Below are 19,214 nucleotides of genomic sequence, written 5' to 3'. Positions count from 1 at the left end.
TGACTTTTTTCACGTAAACGAAAAAGAAGCAAGAAGATTTGAAAATAGCTTTGTACCAATGTTATTATTAACTTTATGCAATAGTGCCGGGAGAGTGATCGTCAAGTGAGTAAACGAGACTACTATGACGTGCTTGGAGTCGACAAAGGGGCTTCCAAGGACGAAATCAAGAAAAGTTACAGAAAACTTGCCCGTAAGTATCATCCGGACGTCAGTGAAGAACCGGATGCTGCGGATAAGTTCAAAGAAGTAAAAGAAGCTTATGAAGTATTAAGTGATCAGCAAAAACGTGCCCAATACGACCAATTTGGTCATGCCGGTGCCCAAGGTCAAGGAGGCTTTGGCGGTTTCGGTGGCGGCGCTGAAGACTTCGGTGGATTCGGCGATATTTTCGATATGTTCTTCGGCGGTGGCGGCGGTAGAAGGCGTGATCCAAACGCTCCGCGTAAAGGTGCCGATTTACAATATACAATGACACTTGGATTCGAAGAAGCCATCTTCGGTAAGGAAACAGATATTGAAATCCCGAAAGAGGAAGAATGTGAAACTTGTGATGGTTCAGGTGCCAAGCCAGGGACTACCCCTGAGACTTGTCCTCACTGTCAGGGAAGCGGTCAGCTGAACGAAGAGCAGAATACACCATTCGGTCGAGTGGTCAACCGTCGGGTTTGTCATTATTGCCAGGGGAGCGGCAAGATTGTCAAAGACAAATGTAATACTTGTGGTGGATCCGGTAAAGTGACAAAACGTAAGAAAATCCATGTCAGCATTCCAGCGGGAATTGACGAAGGGATGCAAATACGGATTGCAGGACAAGGGGAAGCGGGCGCCAACGGAGGACCTGCAGGTGATCTTTTTGTTGTCGTACGTGTCCAGTCACATGAGTTTTTCGAACGTGATGGCGACCATATCTTCTGTGAAATGCCTGTTACATTCGCACAAGCTGCTCTTGGAGACGAATTGGAAGTGCCGACTGTGCATGGTAAAGTGAAACTGAAAGTACCAGCAGGCACACAGACAGGCAAAACATTCCGCCTGAAAGGGAAAGGTGCTCCTAATGTCAGAGGAGGCGGCCATGGAGACCAACATGTCAAAATCCGTGTTGTGACTCCGCAGAACCTGACCGAGAGACAGAAAGAGCTGCTCAGGGAGTTTAATGATATCAGCGGTAATGAAGCAACAGATGAACAGCATGGTAACTTTTTTCAAAAAATGAAGCGGGCGTTCAAGGGCGAGTAAGAGGAGAGGCTGGTCAAAATCAGAGGCATCTATTTTGATACAGCCTCTACATATGTGTGGGAATACCATCTATAAAACGACTGGAAAAGAGTTGATTGGTATGAAGTGGTCAGAAATTTGTATCCATACTACAAATGAAGCAGTGGAACCAGTGTCCAATATTCTTCATGAAGCAGGAGCCAGTGGGGTGGTCATCGAAGACCCACAGGATATGGAGAAAGAGCGTCGTGCGGGCTTTGGTGAGCTTTATGACTTAGACCCTGAGGATTATCCGGCTGAAGGTGTATATGTAAAAGCTTATCTTCCTGTTAACAGCTTTCTAAGTGAAACGATTGATGAAATTAAACAGTCCGTTAATAATTTGGCCGCTTATGATATCCAGCTTGGAAATAATGAAGTGACACTTTCTGAAGTGAATGAAGAAGATTGGGCGAATGAGTGGAAAAAATATTATAAGCCTGTGAAAATCTCAGATAAAGTCACGATCATTCCGACTTGGGAAGATTATCAGCCGGTATCGAGTGACGAAGTCATTATTGAGATGGATCCCGGTATGGCGTTTGGTACAGGGACGCACCCAACGACCGTACTAAGTATCCAGGCTATCGAACGTTTTATTAAGAAAGGTGATCATGTATTGGATGTTGGCGCGGGATCCGGTATTCTTAGCGTAGCCTCGGTGTTGCTTGGTGCATCAAGGGTGTCTGCGTTTGACCTGGATGATATCGCTGTTAAAAGCACAGAAAATAACGCTAAGTTGAACCGGGTGGACGATCGCATAACCTCACATCAGAATGATTTACTAAAAGGGGTCGAGGAAACTGCAGACTTGATTGTCTCGAACATTCTCGCTGAGATTATTGTCCGCTTCACAGAAGATGCCTATCATCTATTGAAAAAAGGCGGCTATTTCATTACCTCTGGAATCATTCAGGGTAAGAAAGAAGACGTAAAGCAAAATTTGATTCAGGCTGGATTTGAAATAATCGAAGTGAACCAAATGGAAGATTGGATTTCTATAATCGCTAAGAAATAGCGGGTAAAGCAGGTGCTTGAAATGCAGCGATATTTTGTAGAAGCAGATAATTGGCAGAGTGATAAGATTATCATCGAGGGGGAGGATGTTCATCATATCGGACGTGTCATGCGTATGCTCCCGGATGATGAAATTATCTGCAATCATCCGAGTGGCAATGCTGCACGCTGTCAAATTATCAGTGTTGAGAAAGAGGCTGTACATTGCAGGCTGGTAGAATGGCTGGAAGAAAATGTTGAACTTCCTATTGAAATCACCATAGTCCAATCACTTGGCAAGGGTGATAAGTTAGAAACCGTTGTACAAAAAGGGACAGAATTAGGTGCTTCCCGGTTCATCCCTTATCAAGCAGAACGGTCTGTAGTAAAATGGGATAAAAAAAAGGCGGATAAAAAGATTTCCCGCCTGAGAAAAATTGCGAAAGAAGCTAGCGAACAATGCCACCGTAACAAGATTCCTGATATTGAACCTCTTTATAATCTGGACAAACTGCTTCAGGTCAGTGAACAGTATAAATGGAAACTGTTCGCTTATGAAGACGAAGCAAAGCGCGCTGAATATAAATCATTGTCTGATTTGATCAGAATAGTGGAGCCTGGGGGAAAACTATTGGCAGTTATCGGTCCTGAGGGGGGATTTTCCCCATCCGAAGCAGTTAAGCTGTCAGAAGCGGGTTTTCATTCGGTGCGATTAGGTCCAAGGATTTTGCGGATGGAAACGGCACCTCTTTATTTGCTAGCAAGTATTTCGTATCATCTTGAAGAATTGAGGTGATGAAAATGCCTACAGTGGCATTTCATACATTAGGGTGTAAAGTGAATCATTATGAGACTGAAGCAGTCTGGCAATTGTTCAAAGACCAGGGCTATGAGCGGGTCGATTTCGATCGTGAGTCAGATGTCTATGTCATTAATACGTGTACCGTTACTAACACTGGGGATAAGAAAAGCCGGCAGGTCATCCGCAGAGCAATCAGGAAGAACCCGGACGGGGTTATTTGTGTTACAGGCTGCTATGCCCAGACTTCCCCGGGCGAAATCATGGACATACCTGGAGTGGATATTGTTGTAGGTACACAAAACCGGGTGAAAATGCTTGATTATATTGAGCAGTATAAAAAAGAACGACAACCCATCAATGGTGTAACAAACATCATGAAGAACCGCGTATACGAAGAATTGGATGTCCCGTACTTTACAGATCGTACCCGTGCATCTTTGAAAATCCAGGAAGGCTGTAACAACTTTTGTACCTTCTGTATCATCCCGTGGGCTCGTGGCTTGATGCGGTCGAGAAAGCCTGAGGATGTCATTAAACAAGCACAGCAGCTTGTCGATGCGGGTTACAAGGAAATTGTGCTGACAGGAATTCATACAGGCGGATATGGAGAAGATATGAAGGATTATAACCTCGCCATGCTCCTCCGCGAACTGGATGAACAAGTAAAAGGGTTAAAACGGATTCGTATTTCATCCATTGAAGCAAGTCAAATCACAGATGATGTCATCAAAGTGTTGAATGACTCTGATAAGATTGTACGGCACTTACACATTCCACTACAATCCGGCTCGGATACTGTCTTAAAACGGATGAGAAGGAAATATACAATGGAATTTTATAAGGAGCGAATCGAACGTATCAAAGAAGCGCTGCCTAATTTGGCAATCACTTCAGACGTCATTGTCGGTTTCCCGGGGGAAACGGAAGAAGAGTTCATGGAGACCTACCAGGCAATCCAGGATATAGGGTACTCTGAACTGCACGTGTTTCCTTTTTCAAAAAGAACTGGTACTCCAGCTGCCCGTATGACTGACCAAGTTGATGATGAAGTGAAAAATGACCGTGTTCACCGCCTGATCGAATTATCTGATCAACAGGCGAAGGAGTATGCGTCCCGTTTCGAAAATGAGGTGTTGGAGGTCATTCCTGAAGAGGAAGACAAAGAAGGCAACGAGGAAGGGCTATTAATCGGGTACACCGATAACTACCTGAAAGTAAAGTTCGAAGGATCCAAAGATTTAATTGGGCAAATAGTTAAGGTGAAAATCGCTAAAGCGGGTTATCCTTATAATGAAGGAAAGTTTGTACGTGTGATGGACGGACCTGACTTGACTGGTCATGTCACAGCTATTTAATTTTTAAAAAAGACAGCCACACGATAATTCGTGTGGCTCTTTTTGCATTGTAAGAAGTTGAATTTGTTAAAGGATTTAAATATAAGATTAAGCTTGTCGCCATAAGTGCTTAGTGACAAGACGAGTTTTTCTGACCGGAAGAGACAAGACATAGAATTTATATTTGCTTCATGCTATGATGTAGAGGTACGGACAACTAACCGATAGAAAGAAAGGAAGATCGTTATGGAAAACTTAGCCAAATATATTGATCATACCCAATTAAAACCTGAAACATCAAAGGAGAAGATTGACCAGGTATGTCAGGAAGCGAAAGAATATGAGTTTGCTTCCGTTTGTGTCAATCCATATTGGGTCAGCTATTGTTATGAACAGTTGAAAGAAACTTCTGTCAAAGTATGTACGGTAATCGGTTTTCCTCTCGGGGCAAATACGAAAGAGGTAAAAGCTTTCGAAACTAAGCAAGCAATCGAGAATGGTGCCACGGAAATAGATATGGTCATCAATGTCGGCGCCCTTAAATCTAAGGACTACGATACAGTACAAGCCGATATCGAAGCAGTTATAAGAGAGTCAGAAGATAAAGCACTGGTGAAAGTGATTATTGAAACTTCTTTACTTACCAAAGAAGAAAAAGTTCAAGCCTGTGAGCTGGCTGTTAAAGCGGGAGCAGATTACGTGAAGACTTCTACCGGTTTTTCCGGAGGAGGAGCTACTGTGGAAGACATTAAGTTAATGCGGGCGACTGTAGGACCTGAGATTGGCGTAAAAGCTTCAGGAGGAGTCCGTGATTTCGAATCCACAAAAGCAATGATTGATGCAGGTGCTTCCCGTATCGGAGCAAGCTCTGGTATTCAAATTATCAAAGGCGAAAAAGGAACTTCTGATTATTAAATTGAAATTAATAAACCAGCCATGCTTCAAGCAGGCTGGTTTATTTGTTGTGCAAACGAGTAAGCCATTTCTCAAAAGGTTTCAAAAATGGATAGAAAAAGAAAATGGTCAAGGTATTGAACAGAACTGCCAAATGAGCTAACTGTCTGCCAGGTTCCGATGCCAGCCAATAAGATACGGTATCTAATAAAGTGAGAAATGGAAGGAAAAGTACCACACTGATCACGTTATACCAAATATGACTGGATGCCACTACTCTGGCCTGTTTATCTAAAGCCACACCAGCTATCGAAGCAGTAATGCATGTGCCGATATTTGAGCCGAGAATGACTGCAATAGCGGAAGACATAGAAATAGCGCCCTGATCAAGCAAGGTAAGTGTCACACCGAACATAGCAGAAGAAGATTGAATTAAACCTGACCCGATAATTCCAAAGAATAAAGCTGATATAGTGGAATGATTAAGTGAAGAAATCCAATCTTCCGCTCCGGGAAGAATCATCATATCTGAAATAGACCCGCCTAAGTTTTCCAATGCAAGAAAGATGACTGCCAGCCCAAACATGATGGTACCCCAGGCAAACGTCTTCTGATGTTGAATGATAATCAATAAAACGCCTGCGATAAGCAATGCCGTATAAGGAAGGTGGAGGGATAAACTGAGAATCTCACCGGTTATCGTTGTACCCAGGTTCGCCCCGAGCATGATACCTATAGCCTGTGTCACTTTCATATACTTAGTGGTAACAAGCCCCATTGCCAAGACGATGACTACGGAACTGCTTTGCAGCAACCCTGTAGCTGCAAAACCTGTTAAAATTGCAGTGAACGGATTATTAGAAAATTGATGAATCCATTGTTTGGTCCGATGATAAGAAAGTTGGAACAGACCGATTTTCAGGCATTGAAGCCCAAATAAAAACATTAATAATAATACAGTTAATCTTGAGATCAATTCCATAAGCATAGACGACACCTCATAATACTATATGGACAAGGGTGCAGAAAAATGAACATAATTCATTACGATGTTCACTGAAAATGGCATTAATGGAACAAATTCAACGAAATAAGTTGACCCATCTAAGGGGTTATAATATAATTATCAAAGGCATGCAAGATAGATATGCATGCAGAGAAGATACTTGCTTTATGCTTCGGAGGGAGGGAAATAGCATGTCAAAAACAACTCGCGTTCGTAAAAACGAGTCTCTTGAAGATGCTCTTCGTCGCTTCAAAAAGAGTGTATCCAAATCTGGAACGCTATCTGAATATCGTAAACGTGAACATTACGAAAAGCCTAGCGTACGCCGTAAGAAAAAGTCTGAGGCCGCTAGAAAGCGTAAGTGGTAAAAGAGGGTGTAGAGAGCTATGTCATTAGTTGAACGTCTCAATGAAGACATGAAACAAGCGATGCGGAATAAGGACAAAGAGAAATTGACTGTCATCCGTATGGTGAAGGCTTCCTTACAAAATGAAGCCATCAAGCTTGGAAGAGGCGAATTATCTGAAGAAGAAGAACTTACTGTTTTATCCCGAGAGGTAAAACAAAGGAAAGATTCCCTCCATGAATTTAAAGAAGCTGGACGCGAAGACCTTGTAGAAAAACTTAATCGTGAAATAGAGATTTTACAAGCATATATGCCGAAACAGCTTTCAGAAGAAGAACTGGAACAAGTCGTTCAAGCTACGATTACTGAAGTAGGAGCTTCCTCCAAGCAGGATATGGGGAAAGTTATGAGTGCTATCATGCCCAAAGTTAAAGGTAAGGCAGATGGTTCACAGGTAAACAAGCTCGTACTTAAACATTTATCATAATCGTACGTGAAGAATAGAAAAATCTCCCTTTAAACAGGGAGATTTTTTTGTACATAAGAAAGTATAACTTTGTTAAAGGGTTATAGTATAAGAAAAACTCAGGTTTTCGCCATAAAGACTTGGTGATAAGCCAAGTTTTTCTAATATATTTTTTTATTTAAATGAAACGTTATGTTTAGTTGGAACGTACATATACCATGACTGTGTCAGGAAAGGGGTACCGCATGATACGGATAGCTCGTTATATAACCTTAATGGTACTGCTGATGATGGTTTTATATTCGATTAATGGTAATACAGGATATAAAATTTTTGCTGAAGACGGGAAGGGAAAGCTTGTCTACATCATTCCTGTGGAGAATACAGTGGAAAGAGGAATGGAAGCGTTTTTAAAACGATCCATTACAGAAGCGAAGGAAGCTGAAGCAGATCATGTTGTTTTTGAAATCGCTACACCAGGCGGCAGGGTTGATTCAGCTAATGCCATCGGAGAATTGTTTCAGGATTTGAAAATCCCCAATACTGCGTTCATTACCAGTCAGGCATTGTCAGCTGGTTCTTACATAGCCCTTAACTCGGATCAGATATACATGAAGCCCTCCGCGACGATGGGGGCTTCTGGAGTAATTACTTCAGATGGGAACGCAGCTGATAAAAAAGCTCAATCCGCCTGGATTGCTGCTATGATTGCAGCAGCCGAGTCCAATGGCAGGGACCCCATTTATGCAGAAGCGATGGCAGATCCATCAGTAGATCTCCCAAAGTATAATGCACCGGAAGGAGAATTTCTTACATTAGGACCAAAGGCCGCGGTAGAAGTAGGCTACGCAGAAGGTGTTGTCAGACATCGTACAGAACTGCTTAGCGAACTAGAGCTCTCAAAGGCGGAAATAGTGGAAACGGAACCTACTTTAGCTGAAAACATTGCCAGTTTTTTGACCAACCCGGTGGTCGTTCCGATTCTTCTCTCAGTTGCAAGCCTGGGGCTGATCGTCGAATTATACTCTCCTGGATTTGGAATTCCTGGCACAATGGGTTTGCTCTCTCTGGTATTATTTTTCTATGGGCATATCATTGCCGGGCTGGCAGGATATGAGGCGATTATTCTGCTTGTACTGGGGATCATCCTGATGGCAGCTGAATTCTTTTTACCTGGAGGAATTGCAGGTATAGCAGGAGGAGTGGCTATCGTTTCTTCATTGATGTTATCAGGAGCGGATACGGGCCATATGGCCATGAGTATCGGTATTGCAATACTTGTGGCAATAGTCGCCTCCGTAGTCCTTTTCAAATACCTTGGGTTGGAAAGGGGTTTTTTCCGGCACATCATCCTCCAGGATGCTACTACCACGGACAAAGGATTCGTCTCCACAGTAAACCGGTTAGAATTGATTGGTTTAGAAGGAGAAACGTTGACCCCGCTTCGTCCTTCCGGAACTGCTGTTTTTGACGACGAAAGATTGGATGTCGTTTCGGAAGGGAGGTTTTTGCAGGCGGGGCAGCCCGTAAAGATCATTAAGACAGAAGGTTCGCGCGTTGTTGTGCGTGAAATCAATAAAGATAACCAATAAGGAGGAAAAAAGATGACGTTAAATGAATTAATGCCAATTATCATTATTGGCCTCATTATCATTGTGCTTGCTGTATTATTCACTTTCATTCCAGTCATGCTCTGGATCAGTGCATTGGCAGCGGGAGTCCGAATCAGCATTTTCACACTCGTAGGGATGCGGCTGAGAAGGGTTATTCCCTCTCGTGTAATCAATCCATTGATTAAGGCTCATAAAGCAGGGGTCAATGTAGACACCAACCAATTAGAGAGTCACTATTTAGCTGGTGGTAATGTAGACCGTGTGGTCAATGCTTTGATTGCTGCGCAGCGCGCAAATATTGAACTTAGCTTTGAACGTTGTGCTGCGATTGACCTTGCTGGTCGTGATGTGTTAGAAGCCGTCCAAATGAGTGTTAATCCAAAAGTAATCGAAACACCGTTCATTGCGGGTGTAGCCATGGATGGGATTGAAGTAAAAGCGAAGGCACGTATTACGGTAAGAGCCAATATCGACCGTTTGGTCGGTGGTGCAGGTGAAGATACTGTTATCGCTCGTGTCGGCGAAGGAATCGTCTCCACAATTGGCAGCTCTGAGAACCATAATAAAGTATTGGAAAATCCAGACCGTATTTCCCAGAATGTTTTATCAAAAGGGTTAGATGCAGGAACAGCTTTTGAGATCTTATCCATTGATATAGCAGATATCGATATAGGTAAAAACATTGGAGCCATCCTGCAGACAGACCAGGCTGAAGCAGATAAGAATATCGCCCAGGCAAAAGCGGAAGAACGTCGTGCAATGGCTATTGCGCAAGAACAAGAAATGCGTGCCAGAGTACAAGAAATGCAAGCTAAAGTTGTTGAGGCAGAAGCTGAAGTCCCTCAGGCGCTTGCTGAAGCATTGCGATCCGGGAAAATGGGTGTCATGGACTACATGAATTACCGTAACATCAATGCAGATACAGATATGCGTGATACGTTAGGCAAACTTTCTAAAGAAGACCATGGAGAAGACGAAGAGAAATAATCATCTTCGTGGTTTAAGGAGGATGAGTCCATGGGAAACTTCATTGATTTCCTGCTGAATAATATTTTCCTCGTAGCTGTTTTTATTGGAGGTATTATCAGCTGGTTAAATCGCATGAACGGGGAACAAGAAGATGAGCGTCCTGCAAGGCGTCCTTCCTCGCCTGCACCACCTACACCTTCAGGGCCAGTACGGCACAAGACTGAACAAGTAGAACAAGCTGAGCGAAAACCAGATAAATTTGCAGGCGAAAGCAAGATGGAGCGATATTACCAAGAGAAACAAAAGCATATCAAGGATATTTCCGCACGGAATATTGGTGATAAGCAAGGCACGGGTTCATTTACGTATGAAACCCCGAACAGGAAATTACATGATGCATTGCCTGGTCAAATGGAAAGAACCAAACCGACGCAGTACAATCAAAGCGAAACAGCCCCTTCCCTTTCTATCAAAAGTAACCTGAATCGAAAAAAAATTGCTGAAAGTGTGATAATGGCTGAAATTTTAGGGCCTCCCCGAGCTCATAAGCCACACCGGACATTCTCAAGACGGAATAATTATTAACAGGAACGCACGGATTGTAGTGATACAATCCGTGCGTTTTTCGTATATATAGATGAGAGGGAGGTCGTTACATGAAAAAGTGGCAACAACAGATCCGTGGCTGGATGGCTAACTACTTGGAACTTCCTTCTGATGTCATGTTGGATTTGCCAAGGGTCACTACAATCGGAGACTTCCATGTATATATTGAAAATCACCAGGGTTTATTACATTTTTCAGAACAGGAAATCAGACTGAAATCAAGAAAAGGCTACATCCGTCTGGTGGGTGAAGGATTTGTATTAAAAATGATGCTATCGGAAGAGATTTTAGTAGAAGGCAAAATGCATTCGATCCTGTTTATGGATCAGTAACCAGCCCGTTTGAAGGAGGACCTCTATTATGAAGCCCATACAAGGAAAGTTCATTAAAGGTTACGTCACTTTGATCATCCAGGGTGCATATCCTGAACAATTCATAAATCTTTGCGCTAAAGAAGGGGTGGTCATATGGAATGCAAAAAAACTGTCCGACAACCAGCTTCAAGCTAATATTTACCTCGCTGATTTAGCCAGGGTCAAACGAATCAGAAAGCGGACAAGATTTAAGGTTCGTTTAAAGCGTGGACAAGGTCTCCCGTATTTATGGCAAAGTTTTCTTGCTCAAAAACCCTTGTGGTTTGCGGTGATATTGACAGCACTCCTGATTGTGTTTGTCTCCAATTTAGTTTGGTCTGTGCATATTGAGGGTCTTCCAAAAGAATTAGAGAAGAAAGTAGAAAAACAATTACGTGAGTATGGTGTACAGCCCGGAGCGATATCCTTTCGTTTAGAGGATAATGGAACGTTGCAGCAAAAGCTTCTGGATGATGTGCCAGAACTGCTATGGATCGGTGTGGAAAAGAAAGGGACAGCCTATATATTCCAGGGGGTTGAAAAGACATTAGTAGAAAAAGAAAATGCGTCTCAGCCTGCTCATCTTGTTGCCGCAAAAAAAGGCATGATTCATTATATATACATTTCTAAAGGAAAACCGATGGTAGAAGTGAATGATTACGTCGAAGAAGGTGAATTATTAGCTTCCGCCCAACTGGATGAAAACGATGAAAAACTTATCCGTGCGGAAGGTGAAGTAATAGCAGAGACATGGTATAGAGTAGAAGTGTCTGCCAGTCAAACAGAAAAAATACAGACCGCCACAGGAGAATTTAAAAACAAATATCATATAAACATTGCCGGATTTGAATTCCCCGTATGGGGGTGGGGTAAAATAGAATATAAGGTTAGGAAAAAAGAAGAAGATTATCACCAGCTGAGTCTTTTTTCTAAATCGCTTCCGTTCTATTGGAAAAAAACCACCATCTTTGAATTGAACCAATTATCGCATAAACGTTCGGTAGAAGAAGCTGCAGCGATAGCAATAGAGCAAGGAAAAAGAGACTTATTGAAAAAAATTCCAGAGGGTTCGAAGATTTTGGAAGAAAATATTTTGCACCAAAGTGTTGACAATGGTAAAGTAAAATTAATTCTATTTGTAAAAGTACATGAAGATATTGCTATGACAAAGAATGTGAATCAAGGAGCTTGAGTATGCAGGAAGACTTAAAAACGATTGATATACAACTTGATAATCCATCTGAAGCTTTGGCTTTATTTGGTACAGAAGATAGAAATCTGAAACAAATTGAAGAGCAGCTGCAAGTTTCCATCATATCACGTGGTGAGCATGTCAGTGCTTCCGGCAAGGGGGACAAGGCGAGGCTCGTAGAAGAGATACTACTTTCTTTGCTGGCCTTAATTCGCAAAGGTCTTACGATTACAGAACGAGATGTCGTATACGCAGTCGAATTAGCAAAAAAGGGCAAAATTAATCAATTCGAAGCTTTATTCGAAGATGAAATCACCCGGAATGCCAAAGGAAAGTCCATCCGTGTCAAAACCCTGGGTCAACGCGGATACGTGTCAGCGATACGGAATAATGATTTAGTGTTTGGCATTGGCCCGGCAGGAACCGGAAAAACGTATTTGGCGGTTGTCATGGCTGTAAATGCTTTGAAAAACGGTCAAGTGAAACGTATTATCCTGACCCGTCCTGCTGTGGAAGCTGGAGAAAGCCTTGGCTTTTTACCAGGTGATTTGAAAGAGAAAGTCGATCCATATCTTCGTCCTCTTTATGATTCCTTACATGATGTATTAGGGACCGAACATACTGCAAGACTGATTGAGCGTGGCACAATCGAAATTGCCCCTCTGGCGTATATGCGGGGGAGAACCCTGGATGATGCTTTTGCTATATTGGATGAAGCCCAAAATACAACTCCTGAGCAGATGAAAATGTTTTTGACCCGACTTGGTTTTGGATCCAAAATGGTCATAACGGGTGATATCACTCAAGTGGATTTGCCGAAAGGCGTCAGGTCAGGTCTGCGTGAAGCCGAGTTGCGCTTGAAGGGTATTAAAGGTTCGTCGTTCATCCATCTTGACCAAACGGATGTCATTCGTCACCCACTAGTACAACGGATTATTGACGCATATGAAAAGGATAAGAGCGAAGAAAAATAAGACCCGTTTTTTAAAGAGGGTCTTATTTTTAAATGGCTTTCTTAAAAGGGTGTTTAACAAGAATGGATAAATGCTGTGTGTCATTTTCCAAACGTTGTAAAGAGGTTTAATCCGTATATAAAAGCGGAACATGTTAAGAACCAGAGCGATAAGAACAAGTCAATCGGACAAACTATACGGTAAAAGATGAAATAGCGCATCAAGGAGGCTGTACCAATGATACAAATCGATTTTCATGACGAGACGAATACAGTAGATGAAGGGCATATTGATATGATTCAACGGTTATTGAAGTTTGCTGCTGAAAAAGAAAAAGTTCAGAATGAAGCGGAAATATCCGTGAATTTTGTGGATAATAAAGAAATCCAAATTTTAAATCGGAATTACCGGCAGAAAGATACGCCTACTGATGTCATTTCGTTTGCCATGCAGGAGGAAGGGAAAGGAGAAGTGCGTATTATCGGCGAGGAAATTCCGGTAGTACTTGGGGACATCGTGATATCAATTGATAAAGCAAAAGAGCAGGCGGAAGAATATAAGCACTCACTAGAACGGGAATTAGGTTTCTTAGCTCTTCATGGTTTTCTTCATTTATTAGGATATGATCATTTGGAGGAAGAAGATGAGAAAAAAATGTTCCAAAGACAAGAGGATATTTTAAATGAGTTCGGATTGGAACGGAAATAAAAAACGGGGAATCGGGTTTCGGTATGCATGGCGTGGAATAATGATAGTAGCAAAAACAGAACGGAATATGAAATTCCACCTGACAGCAGCCGTATTGGTGTTGATACTTTCATGGTTACTGCAACTTACTCCAGTCGAATGGGCAGTTATTTTACTGATTATAGCGTTAATATTGACGCTGGAGATGATAAATACAAGTATTGAAAAAGCAATGGATCACTTAGCACCTGACATACATCCAGCTGTTGGTGCTATTAAAGACATTGCAGCTGGTGCAGTACTGGTAGCGTCGGTTTTTTCAGTCATTATTGGTTTGGTTGTCTTCCTTCCTAAGTTAATTTCATTTTTATAGGAAGGCGCCCATTCGGCTGAACTGGCTTGAGCAAAAAGATTGAAAGCTTTTGTCGAGTATATGAAATTGCAGTTTTTCTATAGTAAAATAGTAAATACACACAGACCTCATTCACAAACGGAGGATACCACATGGACAATACATTCAAATCAGGGTTTATTGCAATCATTGGACGACCTAATGTAGGGAAATCCACTTTCATGAATCAGGTGATAGGTCAAAAAATCGCTATCATGAGCGATAAACCACAAACCACAAGAAACAAAATTCAAGGTGTCTGGACAGAAAATGATGCCCAAATAGTGTTTATTGATACACCTGGAATCCATAAGCCGAAACATAAACTTGGGGATTTCATGGTGAAAGTTGCCGAGCAATCTCTTAATGAAGTGGACGCTATCATGTTTATGATCAATGCGGAAGAGGGGTACGGCCGCGGTGATCAGTTCATTATCGACCGACTTGAAAAAGTAGATAAACCTGTATTTCTAATCATCAACAAAATTGATAAGGTCCATCCTGATGAATTGCTTCCATTAATCGATCAGTACAGGGAGATGTATGATTTTGAAGAGATTATTCCTATATCAGCTTTAGAAGGGAACAACGTCAGCCACTTATTAGAAGTGTTGAAATCCCAGCTGCCGGAAGGCCCACAGTATTATCCTGAAGATCAGATCACTGATCACCCTGAAAGGTTTATCATCAGTGAAATGATTAGGGAAAAAGCACTCCATTTGACAAGAGAGGAAGTTCCTCATTCTATTGCGGTAGTGATTGATGGAATCGAACATCGGGAGCAATCTGAAACAGTATATATCCAGGCTACTATTATTATTGAGCGTCCCTCCCAGAAAGGGATCATTATCGGTAAACAGGGTAAGATGCTGAAAGAAATCGGACAGCGTGCCAGAGAAGATATCGAAGCCTTGTTAGGTACGAAAGTTTTTCTTGATTTGTGGGTGAAGGTTCAGAAAGATTGGCGAAATCGCCAACTCCAGTTGAATGAGTATGGCTACCGGGACGATGAATATTAATTCATGGTAAATTTTAATATTCATGCTTCAAGCTGCTTGTAACATCCTAAGAATGTCATGTTATTTTGATTGAATAACTAACTTGAAAGGCGGTGTTTCTTGTGCTTGACTTACCATGGAAAATTTTCAGTCAAACAGGAAACATAGAAACCTACTTACTCATGAAAGAGATGGAAAAACAAGCACCTCAGGAAGAGGAACCACAGGAACAAGAGACGGTTTCTGGACATGAAACCAATTTGTGAAAAGCAGAAAAGGTGAATATGTTGCTCGAAAAAATGGAAGGAATTGTTCTCCGAACCAAAGATTATGGCGAAACACATAAAATTGTAACTATTTTTTCACGGGAAAAAGGGAAATTCGCTGTTATGGCCAAAGGCGCAAAAAAGCCCAAAAGTCGTATGAGTTCGATCACCCAGCCGTTTATCCACGGGCAATATTTAGTGCAAACAGGGCGAAACCTTGGTTCTCTTAGCCAGGGAGAAGTCATTTCCTCGCTTAGAGGAGTTCGTGAAGATATTATCAAAACAGCATATGCTGCTTATGTAGCGGAAATGACTGATAAAATGTTGGAAGAAAAACAGCCAGATCCATTTTTATTTCAACAATTCCTTCAAACATTGATTTGGATTACAGAAGATAAAAATCCGGAAATTCTATCATTGATGTACGAACTTAAGTTATACCAGAAAGCAGGGTTCGCTCCCCAACTGGATGCCTGTGTGAATTGTGGCAATCAAAATGGCCCCTTCTCCTTTTCAATAAAAGAAGGGGGCTTTTTATGTTTTCGATGCAAACATCTGGATCCAGAAGCTTTTGGGTTAACTGAAAACATAACGAAGCTGCTTCGATTATTTCTCCATATGGATGTTGCCCGTCTTGGTAACATATCCATAAAAGAAGAAACTAAACTGAAATTGAGACAATTGATGGACGCATACTATGACTATTATGGTGGATATTTTATAAAATCAAAAAAGTTTTTAAAGCAGCTGGATCTTTTCAGACCAGAAGATTGACAAAACATCCAGCTTTCAAGTATGATGCATATACTAATAAACTTGTGCGTTGAAGGAAAGTAGTACCTATTCCCCTCGACTGAAGCGAACCTGTGATGGTGCGAGACAGGTGTCGAAGAAATAGCGAAGGCAGTCCTGAGCAGCTTATTAAAGCGGCTTTCTAAGTAGAAAGCAAATAGGGTGGAACCGCGGGAAATTCTCGTCCCTATGTCACGAAAGTGGCATAGCGGCGAGTTTTTTTATGGAATAAATTCAATAACTTTCATTAGTGGAGGGAAGATCACATGAATATCCAAAATATGATACTGACATTACAAAAACATTGGTCGGATCAAGGCTGTTTATTAATGCAAGCTTATGATGTAGAAAAAGGTGCCGGAACCATGTCTCCAATGACCCTGCTCCGCAGTCTTGGACCGGAGCCTTGGAATGTTGCTTATGTAGAGCCTTCAAGAAGACCGGCAGACGGAAGGTATGGGGAAAACCCTAACCGTCTCTACCAGCATCATCAATTCCAGGTGATCATGAAGCCGTCACCTGACAATATTCAGGAACTTTACTTAGAATCATTGAAAGCTTTAGGAATCGATCCGCTTAAACATGATATCCGGTTCGTGGAAGATAACTGGGAAAACCCTACACTAGGTGCTGCGGGATTAGGATGGGAAGTATGGCTCGATGGGATGGAGATCACCCAATTCACATACTTCCAGCAGATTGGCGGGCTTGAAGCCAAGCCAGTGTCTGCAGAAATCACTTATGGGCTGGAACGGTTGGCTTCTTATATTCAAGATAAGGAAAATGTCTTTGAACTGGAATGGACAGATGGTGTGACGGTAGGGGATATCTTCTCTCAACCTGAGTATGAGCACTCAAAGTATACATTTGAATCCTCTGATAGTGATATGTTATTTGATTTATTCAGCATTTATGAAAAAGAAGCCGGACGTGCGATGGAGCTTGGCCTTGTATTTCCCGCATATGATTACGTATTGAAATGTTCCCACACTTTCAATTTACTTGATGCAAAAGGTGTAATTTCAGTCACGGAACGAACTGGCTATATATCTCGAGTCAGAAATTTAGCCCGTAAAATTGCAAAAACCTATGTAGAAGAACGGGAACGATTAGGTTTCCCAATGCTGAAAGAAAAGGAGGAAGCGTCCAATGAGTAATACAGTTTTATTTGAAGTCGGGTTAGAAGAACTTCCAGCCCGGTTTATCGATGATGCTCTAATACAGTTAGAAGAAAAAACGAAAGAATGGCTGGACGATTTACGTCTTCCTTATGAAACCATTGCGACAATGTCTACACCACGCCGTCTGACTGTTAAAATCGAAGGATTGCCAGAGAAACAGCCAGATATCGAAGAAGTGGCAAAGGGCCCTGCAAAAAAAATAGCGTTTGACGAGCAAGGGAAATGGACAAAGGCAGCTATCGGATTTGCAAAAGGCCAAGGGAAGAGTGTCGAAGATATTTATTTTAAAGAACTTAAAGGAACGGAATATGTCCATATCAATAAGTTTATTGAAGGGGAAGCGACAAAAAATCTGCTTGATCAATTCAAAGATGTAATTCTTTCTTTGAATTTCCCGAAAAATATGCGGTGGGGGGACAAGCAGCTTCGATATGTCCGCCCGATTCGTTGGCTTATTGCTCTTTATGGGGACGAGGTGATCCCATTTTCCATTTCAGGTGTACAAACAGGAAAAACTACGTTCGGACACCGTTTCCTGGGAAAGCAGGTTGCTGTTGATCATGCAGACAACTATGAAAAAATATTGAAAGAGCAGTTTGTCATAGCCGATGTTATGCTTCGTAAAGAAATGATTGCTGCTCAAATTGAAAAGTTAGCTCAGGATAAAGGCTGGGAAGTCCTTGTGGATGAAGATTTATTGAACGAGGTTACGCACCTGGTGGAATACCCGACGGTTTTTTACGGAGCTTATAGTGCTGATTTTCTCGTTGTTCCGGAAGAAGCTTTAATAACTTCCATGAAAGAACACCAGCGTTACTTCCCTGTCCGTTCCCGGGAAGGGGAGCTGCTTCCTTATTTTGTGGCAGTCAGAAACGGGGACGAAAAGCATTTGGATAATGTTGCGCGAGGAAATGAAAAAGTATTGAAGGCCAGACTTGCTGATGCTCGTTTCTTTTATGAAGAGGATCAGAAGGCGCCTATCGAGCAAAGTTTGGAAAAGCTATCTCGAATGGTCTTCCAGGAAGACCTTGGTACAATTGCGGATAAGGTGCAGCGGACTGTGAAACTGGCCGATGCAGTCAGTGAGCACCTACAACTGGATAAGACTACAAAGAAACATGTTACGCGTACAGCAGAAATATGTAAATTCGATCTGGTTACCCATATGGTAGATGAATTTCCGGAACTTCAGGGAATCATGGGTGAAAAGTATGCAAGAATCTTTGGAGAAGATGATGTTGTGGCCACGGCTATTAATGAACATTACATGCCACGTCAAGCTAACGGAATGCTGCCTGAAACAGTTGCCGGGACAATCGTAAGCATAGCAGATAAGCTCGATACAATTGTTGGCTGCTTTTCTATTGGTATTATTCCATCTGGATCCCAGGATCCTTATGGACTAAGAAGATCAGCGATCGGTATACTCCAGATGCTCGACAAACAAGCCTGGGATATTCGCCTGGAAACTTTAGTGAGTACAGCGCTCAGTATGAATGTCAAACTTGGCTTGACAAACCGTACGGAAAAAGAAATAGCTGAGGATTTAAAGGAATTCTTCCATATTAGAGCAAGTTATCTATTAAGGGAAGAAGGGGTAGCCTCTGATATTGTAGAAGCTGTATTGGCAGAAGGCATACAGCATGTACCATTTACAAAGGAAAAAGCAAAGCTGTTGGCAGCTAAACGTAATGACGAAGCTTTCAAATCAACACACGAAGCCTTGGGCCGTGTCTTAAATTTGGCAAAAAAGACGAATGTAGAAAAAGTAGATAAAGCTCTATTTGAAAATGAAACAGAACATGACTTATTTGAAAAGTACCAAAACATCAGTCCGGTGTATGAAGATGCACTGCTTAAACATGATGCTGTTAAGGCCTTGGAAACGTTAGGTACACTTGCGGAACCGATTCACGCTTTCTTTGATCAGACTATGGTCATGGCGGAGGATGAGCAATTACGGGAAAACCGCTTAGGTTTACTGAACCTGATAGCAAAAGAAGTTTATGCCTTTGCTGATTTGAACGCAGTCCAATGGAAACAGCAGTTCTAAGCCTCCTTCTTTTACCCGATTATAAAAATGAGCTATAATAGTTAAATAGTATGTCACAG

General features: G+C 41.9%; 21 protein-coding genes and 1 other annotated feature. Of the genes, 20 read left to right on the top strand and 1 reads right to left on the bottom strand.

Annotated elements, in window-relative coordinates:
* Window positions 1-105: 105 nt before the first annotated feature.
* The 5 genes from dnaJ to deoC all read left to right on the top strand — a co-directional run bounded on the left by dnaJ (window position 106) and on the right by deoC (window position 5,304).
* Entirely contained in the window at window positions 106-1,239 is a 1,134-nt protein-coding gene (gene dnaJ / locus P855_RS0109025; RefSeq protein WP_028783265.1) for a molecular chaperone DnaJ, read from the top strand.
* Between the two features lie 100 nt (window positions 1,240-1,339).
* Window positions 1,340-2,275 (top strand): 50S ribosomal protein L11 methyltransferase, encoded by a 936-nt coding sequence (prmA, locus tag P855_RS0109020; RefSeq protein WP_028783264.1) that lies wholly within the window; start codon window positions 1,340-1,342, stop codon window positions 2,273-2,275.
* A gap of 21 nt (window positions 2,276-2,296) precedes the next feature.
* A complete protein-coding gene (locus P855_RS0109015) occupies window positions 2,297-3,049 on the top strand; it encodes a 16S rRNA (uracil(1498)-N(3))-methyltransferase (RefSeq protein WP_028783263.1) in 753 nt (250 codons plus the stop codon).
* 5 nt (window positions 3,050-3,054) lie between these two features.
* Complete coding sequence (gene mtaB / locus P855_RS0109010; RefSeq protein ID WP_028783262.1) at window positions 3,055-4,410, top strand: tRNA (N(6)-L-threonylcarbamoyladenosine(37)-C(2))-methylthiotransferase MtaB; 1,356 nt, start codon at window positions 3,055-3,057, stop codon at window positions 4,408-4,410.
* Window positions 4,411-4,635: 225 nt separating this feature from the next.
* Entirely contained in the window at window positions 4,636-5,304 is a 669-nt protein-coding gene (gene deoC / locus P855_RS0109005) for a deoxyribose-phosphate aldolase (RefSeq protein WP_028783261.1), read from the top strand.
* Between the two features lie 40 nt (window positions 5,305-5,344).
* Here the strand turns inward: deoC and P855_RS0109000 are convergent, their stop codons facing one another.
* Window positions 5,345-6,271 carry a Na/Pi symporter gene (locus P855_RS0109000; RefSeq protein WP_028783260.1) on the bottom strand — a complete coding sequence of 309 codons (927 nt, stop codon included), beginning with the start codon at window positions 6,269-6,271 and terminating at the stop codon, window positions 5,345-5,347.
* A gap of 209 nt (window positions 6,272-6,480) precedes the next feature.
* Between P855_RS0109000 and rpsU the strand changes: the two genes are divergently transcribed.
* From rpsU to glyS, 15 genes are all read left to right on the top strand, one after another.
* Window positions 6,481-6,657 carry a 30S ribosomal protein S21 gene (gene rpsU / locus P855_RS0108995; RefSeq protein WP_028783259.1) on the top strand — a complete coding sequence of 59 codons (177 nt, stop codon included), beginning with the start codon at window positions 6,481-6,483 and terminating at the stop codon, window positions 6,655-6,657.
* A gap of 18 nt (window positions 6,658-6,675) precedes the next feature.
* Complete coding sequence (locus P855_RS0108990) at window positions 6,676-7,122, top strand: GatB/YqeY domain-containing protein (RefSeq protein ID WP_028783258.1); 447 nt, start codon at window positions 6,676-6,678, stop codon at window positions 7,120-7,122.
* Window positions 7,123-7,346: 224 nt separating this feature from the next.
* Window positions 7,347-8,693 carry an NfeD family protein gene (locus tag P855_RS0108985; protein WP_028783257.1) on the top strand — a complete coding sequence of 449 codons (1,347 nt, stop codon included), beginning with the start codon at window positions 7,347-7,349 and terminating at the stop codon, window positions 8,691-8,693.
* Window positions 8,694-8,705: 12 nt separating this feature from the next.
* Window positions 8,706-9,701: a flotillin-like protein FloA gene (gene floA, locus P855_RS0108980; protein WP_028783256.1), complete on the top strand. Its 996-nt coding sequence runs from the start codon at window positions 8,706-8,708 to the stop codon at window positions 9,699-9,701.
* Window positions 9,702-9,731: 30 nt separating this feature from the next.
* Window positions 9,732-10,268 carry a hypothetical protein gene (locus P855_RS0108975; protein ID WP_028783255.1) on the top strand — a complete coding sequence of 179 codons (537 nt, stop codon included), beginning with the start codon at window positions 9,732-9,734 and terminating at the stop codon, window positions 10,266-10,268.
* 71 nt (window positions 10,269-10,339) lie between these two features.
* Window positions 10,340-10,621 (top strand): sporulation protein YqfC, encoded by a 282-nt coding sequence (yqfC, locus tag P855_RS0108970; RefSeq protein WP_028783254.1) that lies wholly within the window; start codon window positions 10,340-10,342, stop codon window positions 10,619-10,621.
* 28 nt (window positions 10,622-10,649) lie between these two features.
* Entirely contained in the window at window positions 10,650-11,834 is a 1,185-nt protein-coding gene (yqfD, locus tag P855_RS0108965; protein WP_028783253.1) for a sporulation protein YqfD, read from the top strand.
* A gap of 2 nt (window positions 11,835-11,836) precedes the next feature.
* Window positions 11,837-12,808 (top strand): PhoH family protein, encoded by a 972-nt coding sequence (locus P855_RS0108960; RefSeq protein ID WP_028783252.1) that lies wholly within the window; start codon window positions 11,837-11,839, stop codon window positions 12,806-12,808.
* 219 nt (window positions 12,809-13,027) lie between these two features.
* On the top strand, window positions 13,028-13,495 hold the full coding sequence (ybeY, locus tag P855_RS0108955) for an rRNA maturation RNase YbeY (protein ID WP_028783251.1): 468 nt from the start codon (window positions 13,028-13,030) through the stop codon (window positions 13,493-13,495).
* Window positions 13,470-13,847 carry a diacylglycerol kinase family protein gene (locus tag P855_RS0108950; RefSeq protein ID WP_028783250.1) on the top strand — a complete coding sequence of 126 codons (378 nt, stop codon included), beginning with the start codon at window positions 13,470-13,472 and terminating at the stop codon, window positions 13,845-13,847. The genes ybeY and P855_RS0108950 overlap by 26 nt, the downstream gene beginning before the upstream one ends.
* 131 nt (window positions 13,848-13,978) lie before the next feature.
* Window positions 13,979-14,884 carry a GTPase Era gene (gene era, locus P855_RS0108945; protein ID WP_028783249.1) on the top strand — a complete coding sequence of 302 codons (906 nt, stop codon included), beginning with the start codon at window positions 13,979-13,981 and terminating at the stop codon, window positions 14,882-14,884.
* A gap of 101 nt (window positions 14,885-14,985) precedes the next feature.
* The gene (locus P855_RS21785; protein WP_084315649.1) at window positions 14,986-15,129 is read left to right on the top strand and encodes a YqzL family protein; all 144 of its coding nucleotides are present in this window, start codon (window positions 14,986-14,988) and stop codon (window positions 15,127-15,129) included.
* Window positions 15,130-15,150: 21 nt separating this feature from the next.
* On the top strand, window positions 15,151-15,903 hold the full coding sequence (gene recO / locus P855_RS0108935) for a DNA repair protein RecO (RefSeq protein ID WP_028783248.1): 753 nt from the start codon (window positions 15,151-15,153) through the stop codon (window positions 15,901-15,903).
* A 40-nt stretch (window positions 15,904-15,943) separates the two neighbouring features.
* Window positions 15,944-16,113: a binding site (T-box leader), on the top strand.
* Window positions 16,114-16,187: 74 nt separating this feature from the next.
* The gene (glyQ, locus tag P855_RS0108930; protein ID WP_028783247.1) at window positions 16,188-17,078 is read left to right on the top strand and encodes a glycine--tRNA ligase subunit alpha; all 891 of its coding nucleotides are present in this window, start codon (window positions 16,188-16,190) and stop codon (window positions 17,076-17,078) included.
* Window positions 17,071-19,155 carry a glycine--tRNA ligase subunit beta gene (gene glyS, locus P855_RS0108925; protein ID WP_028783246.1) on the top strand — a complete coding sequence of 695 codons (2,085 nt, stop codon included), beginning with the start codon at window positions 17,071-17,073 and terminating at the stop codon, window positions 19,153-19,155. Before glyQ ends, glyS begins: the two co-directional genes overlap by 8 nt.
* Window positions 19,156-19,214: the final 59 nt, after the last annotated feature.

This window comes from Thalassobacillus devorans MSP14, from assembly GCF_000496835.1.
In the GTDB taxonomy this organism is placed as follows: Bacteria; Bacillota; Bacilli; order Bacillales; family Halobacillaceae; genus Thalassobacillus; species Thalassobacillus devorans_B.
The sequence above is the reverse complement of the archived record's forward strand: the minus strand, read 5'-3'. Positions and strand labels throughout refer to the sequence as shown.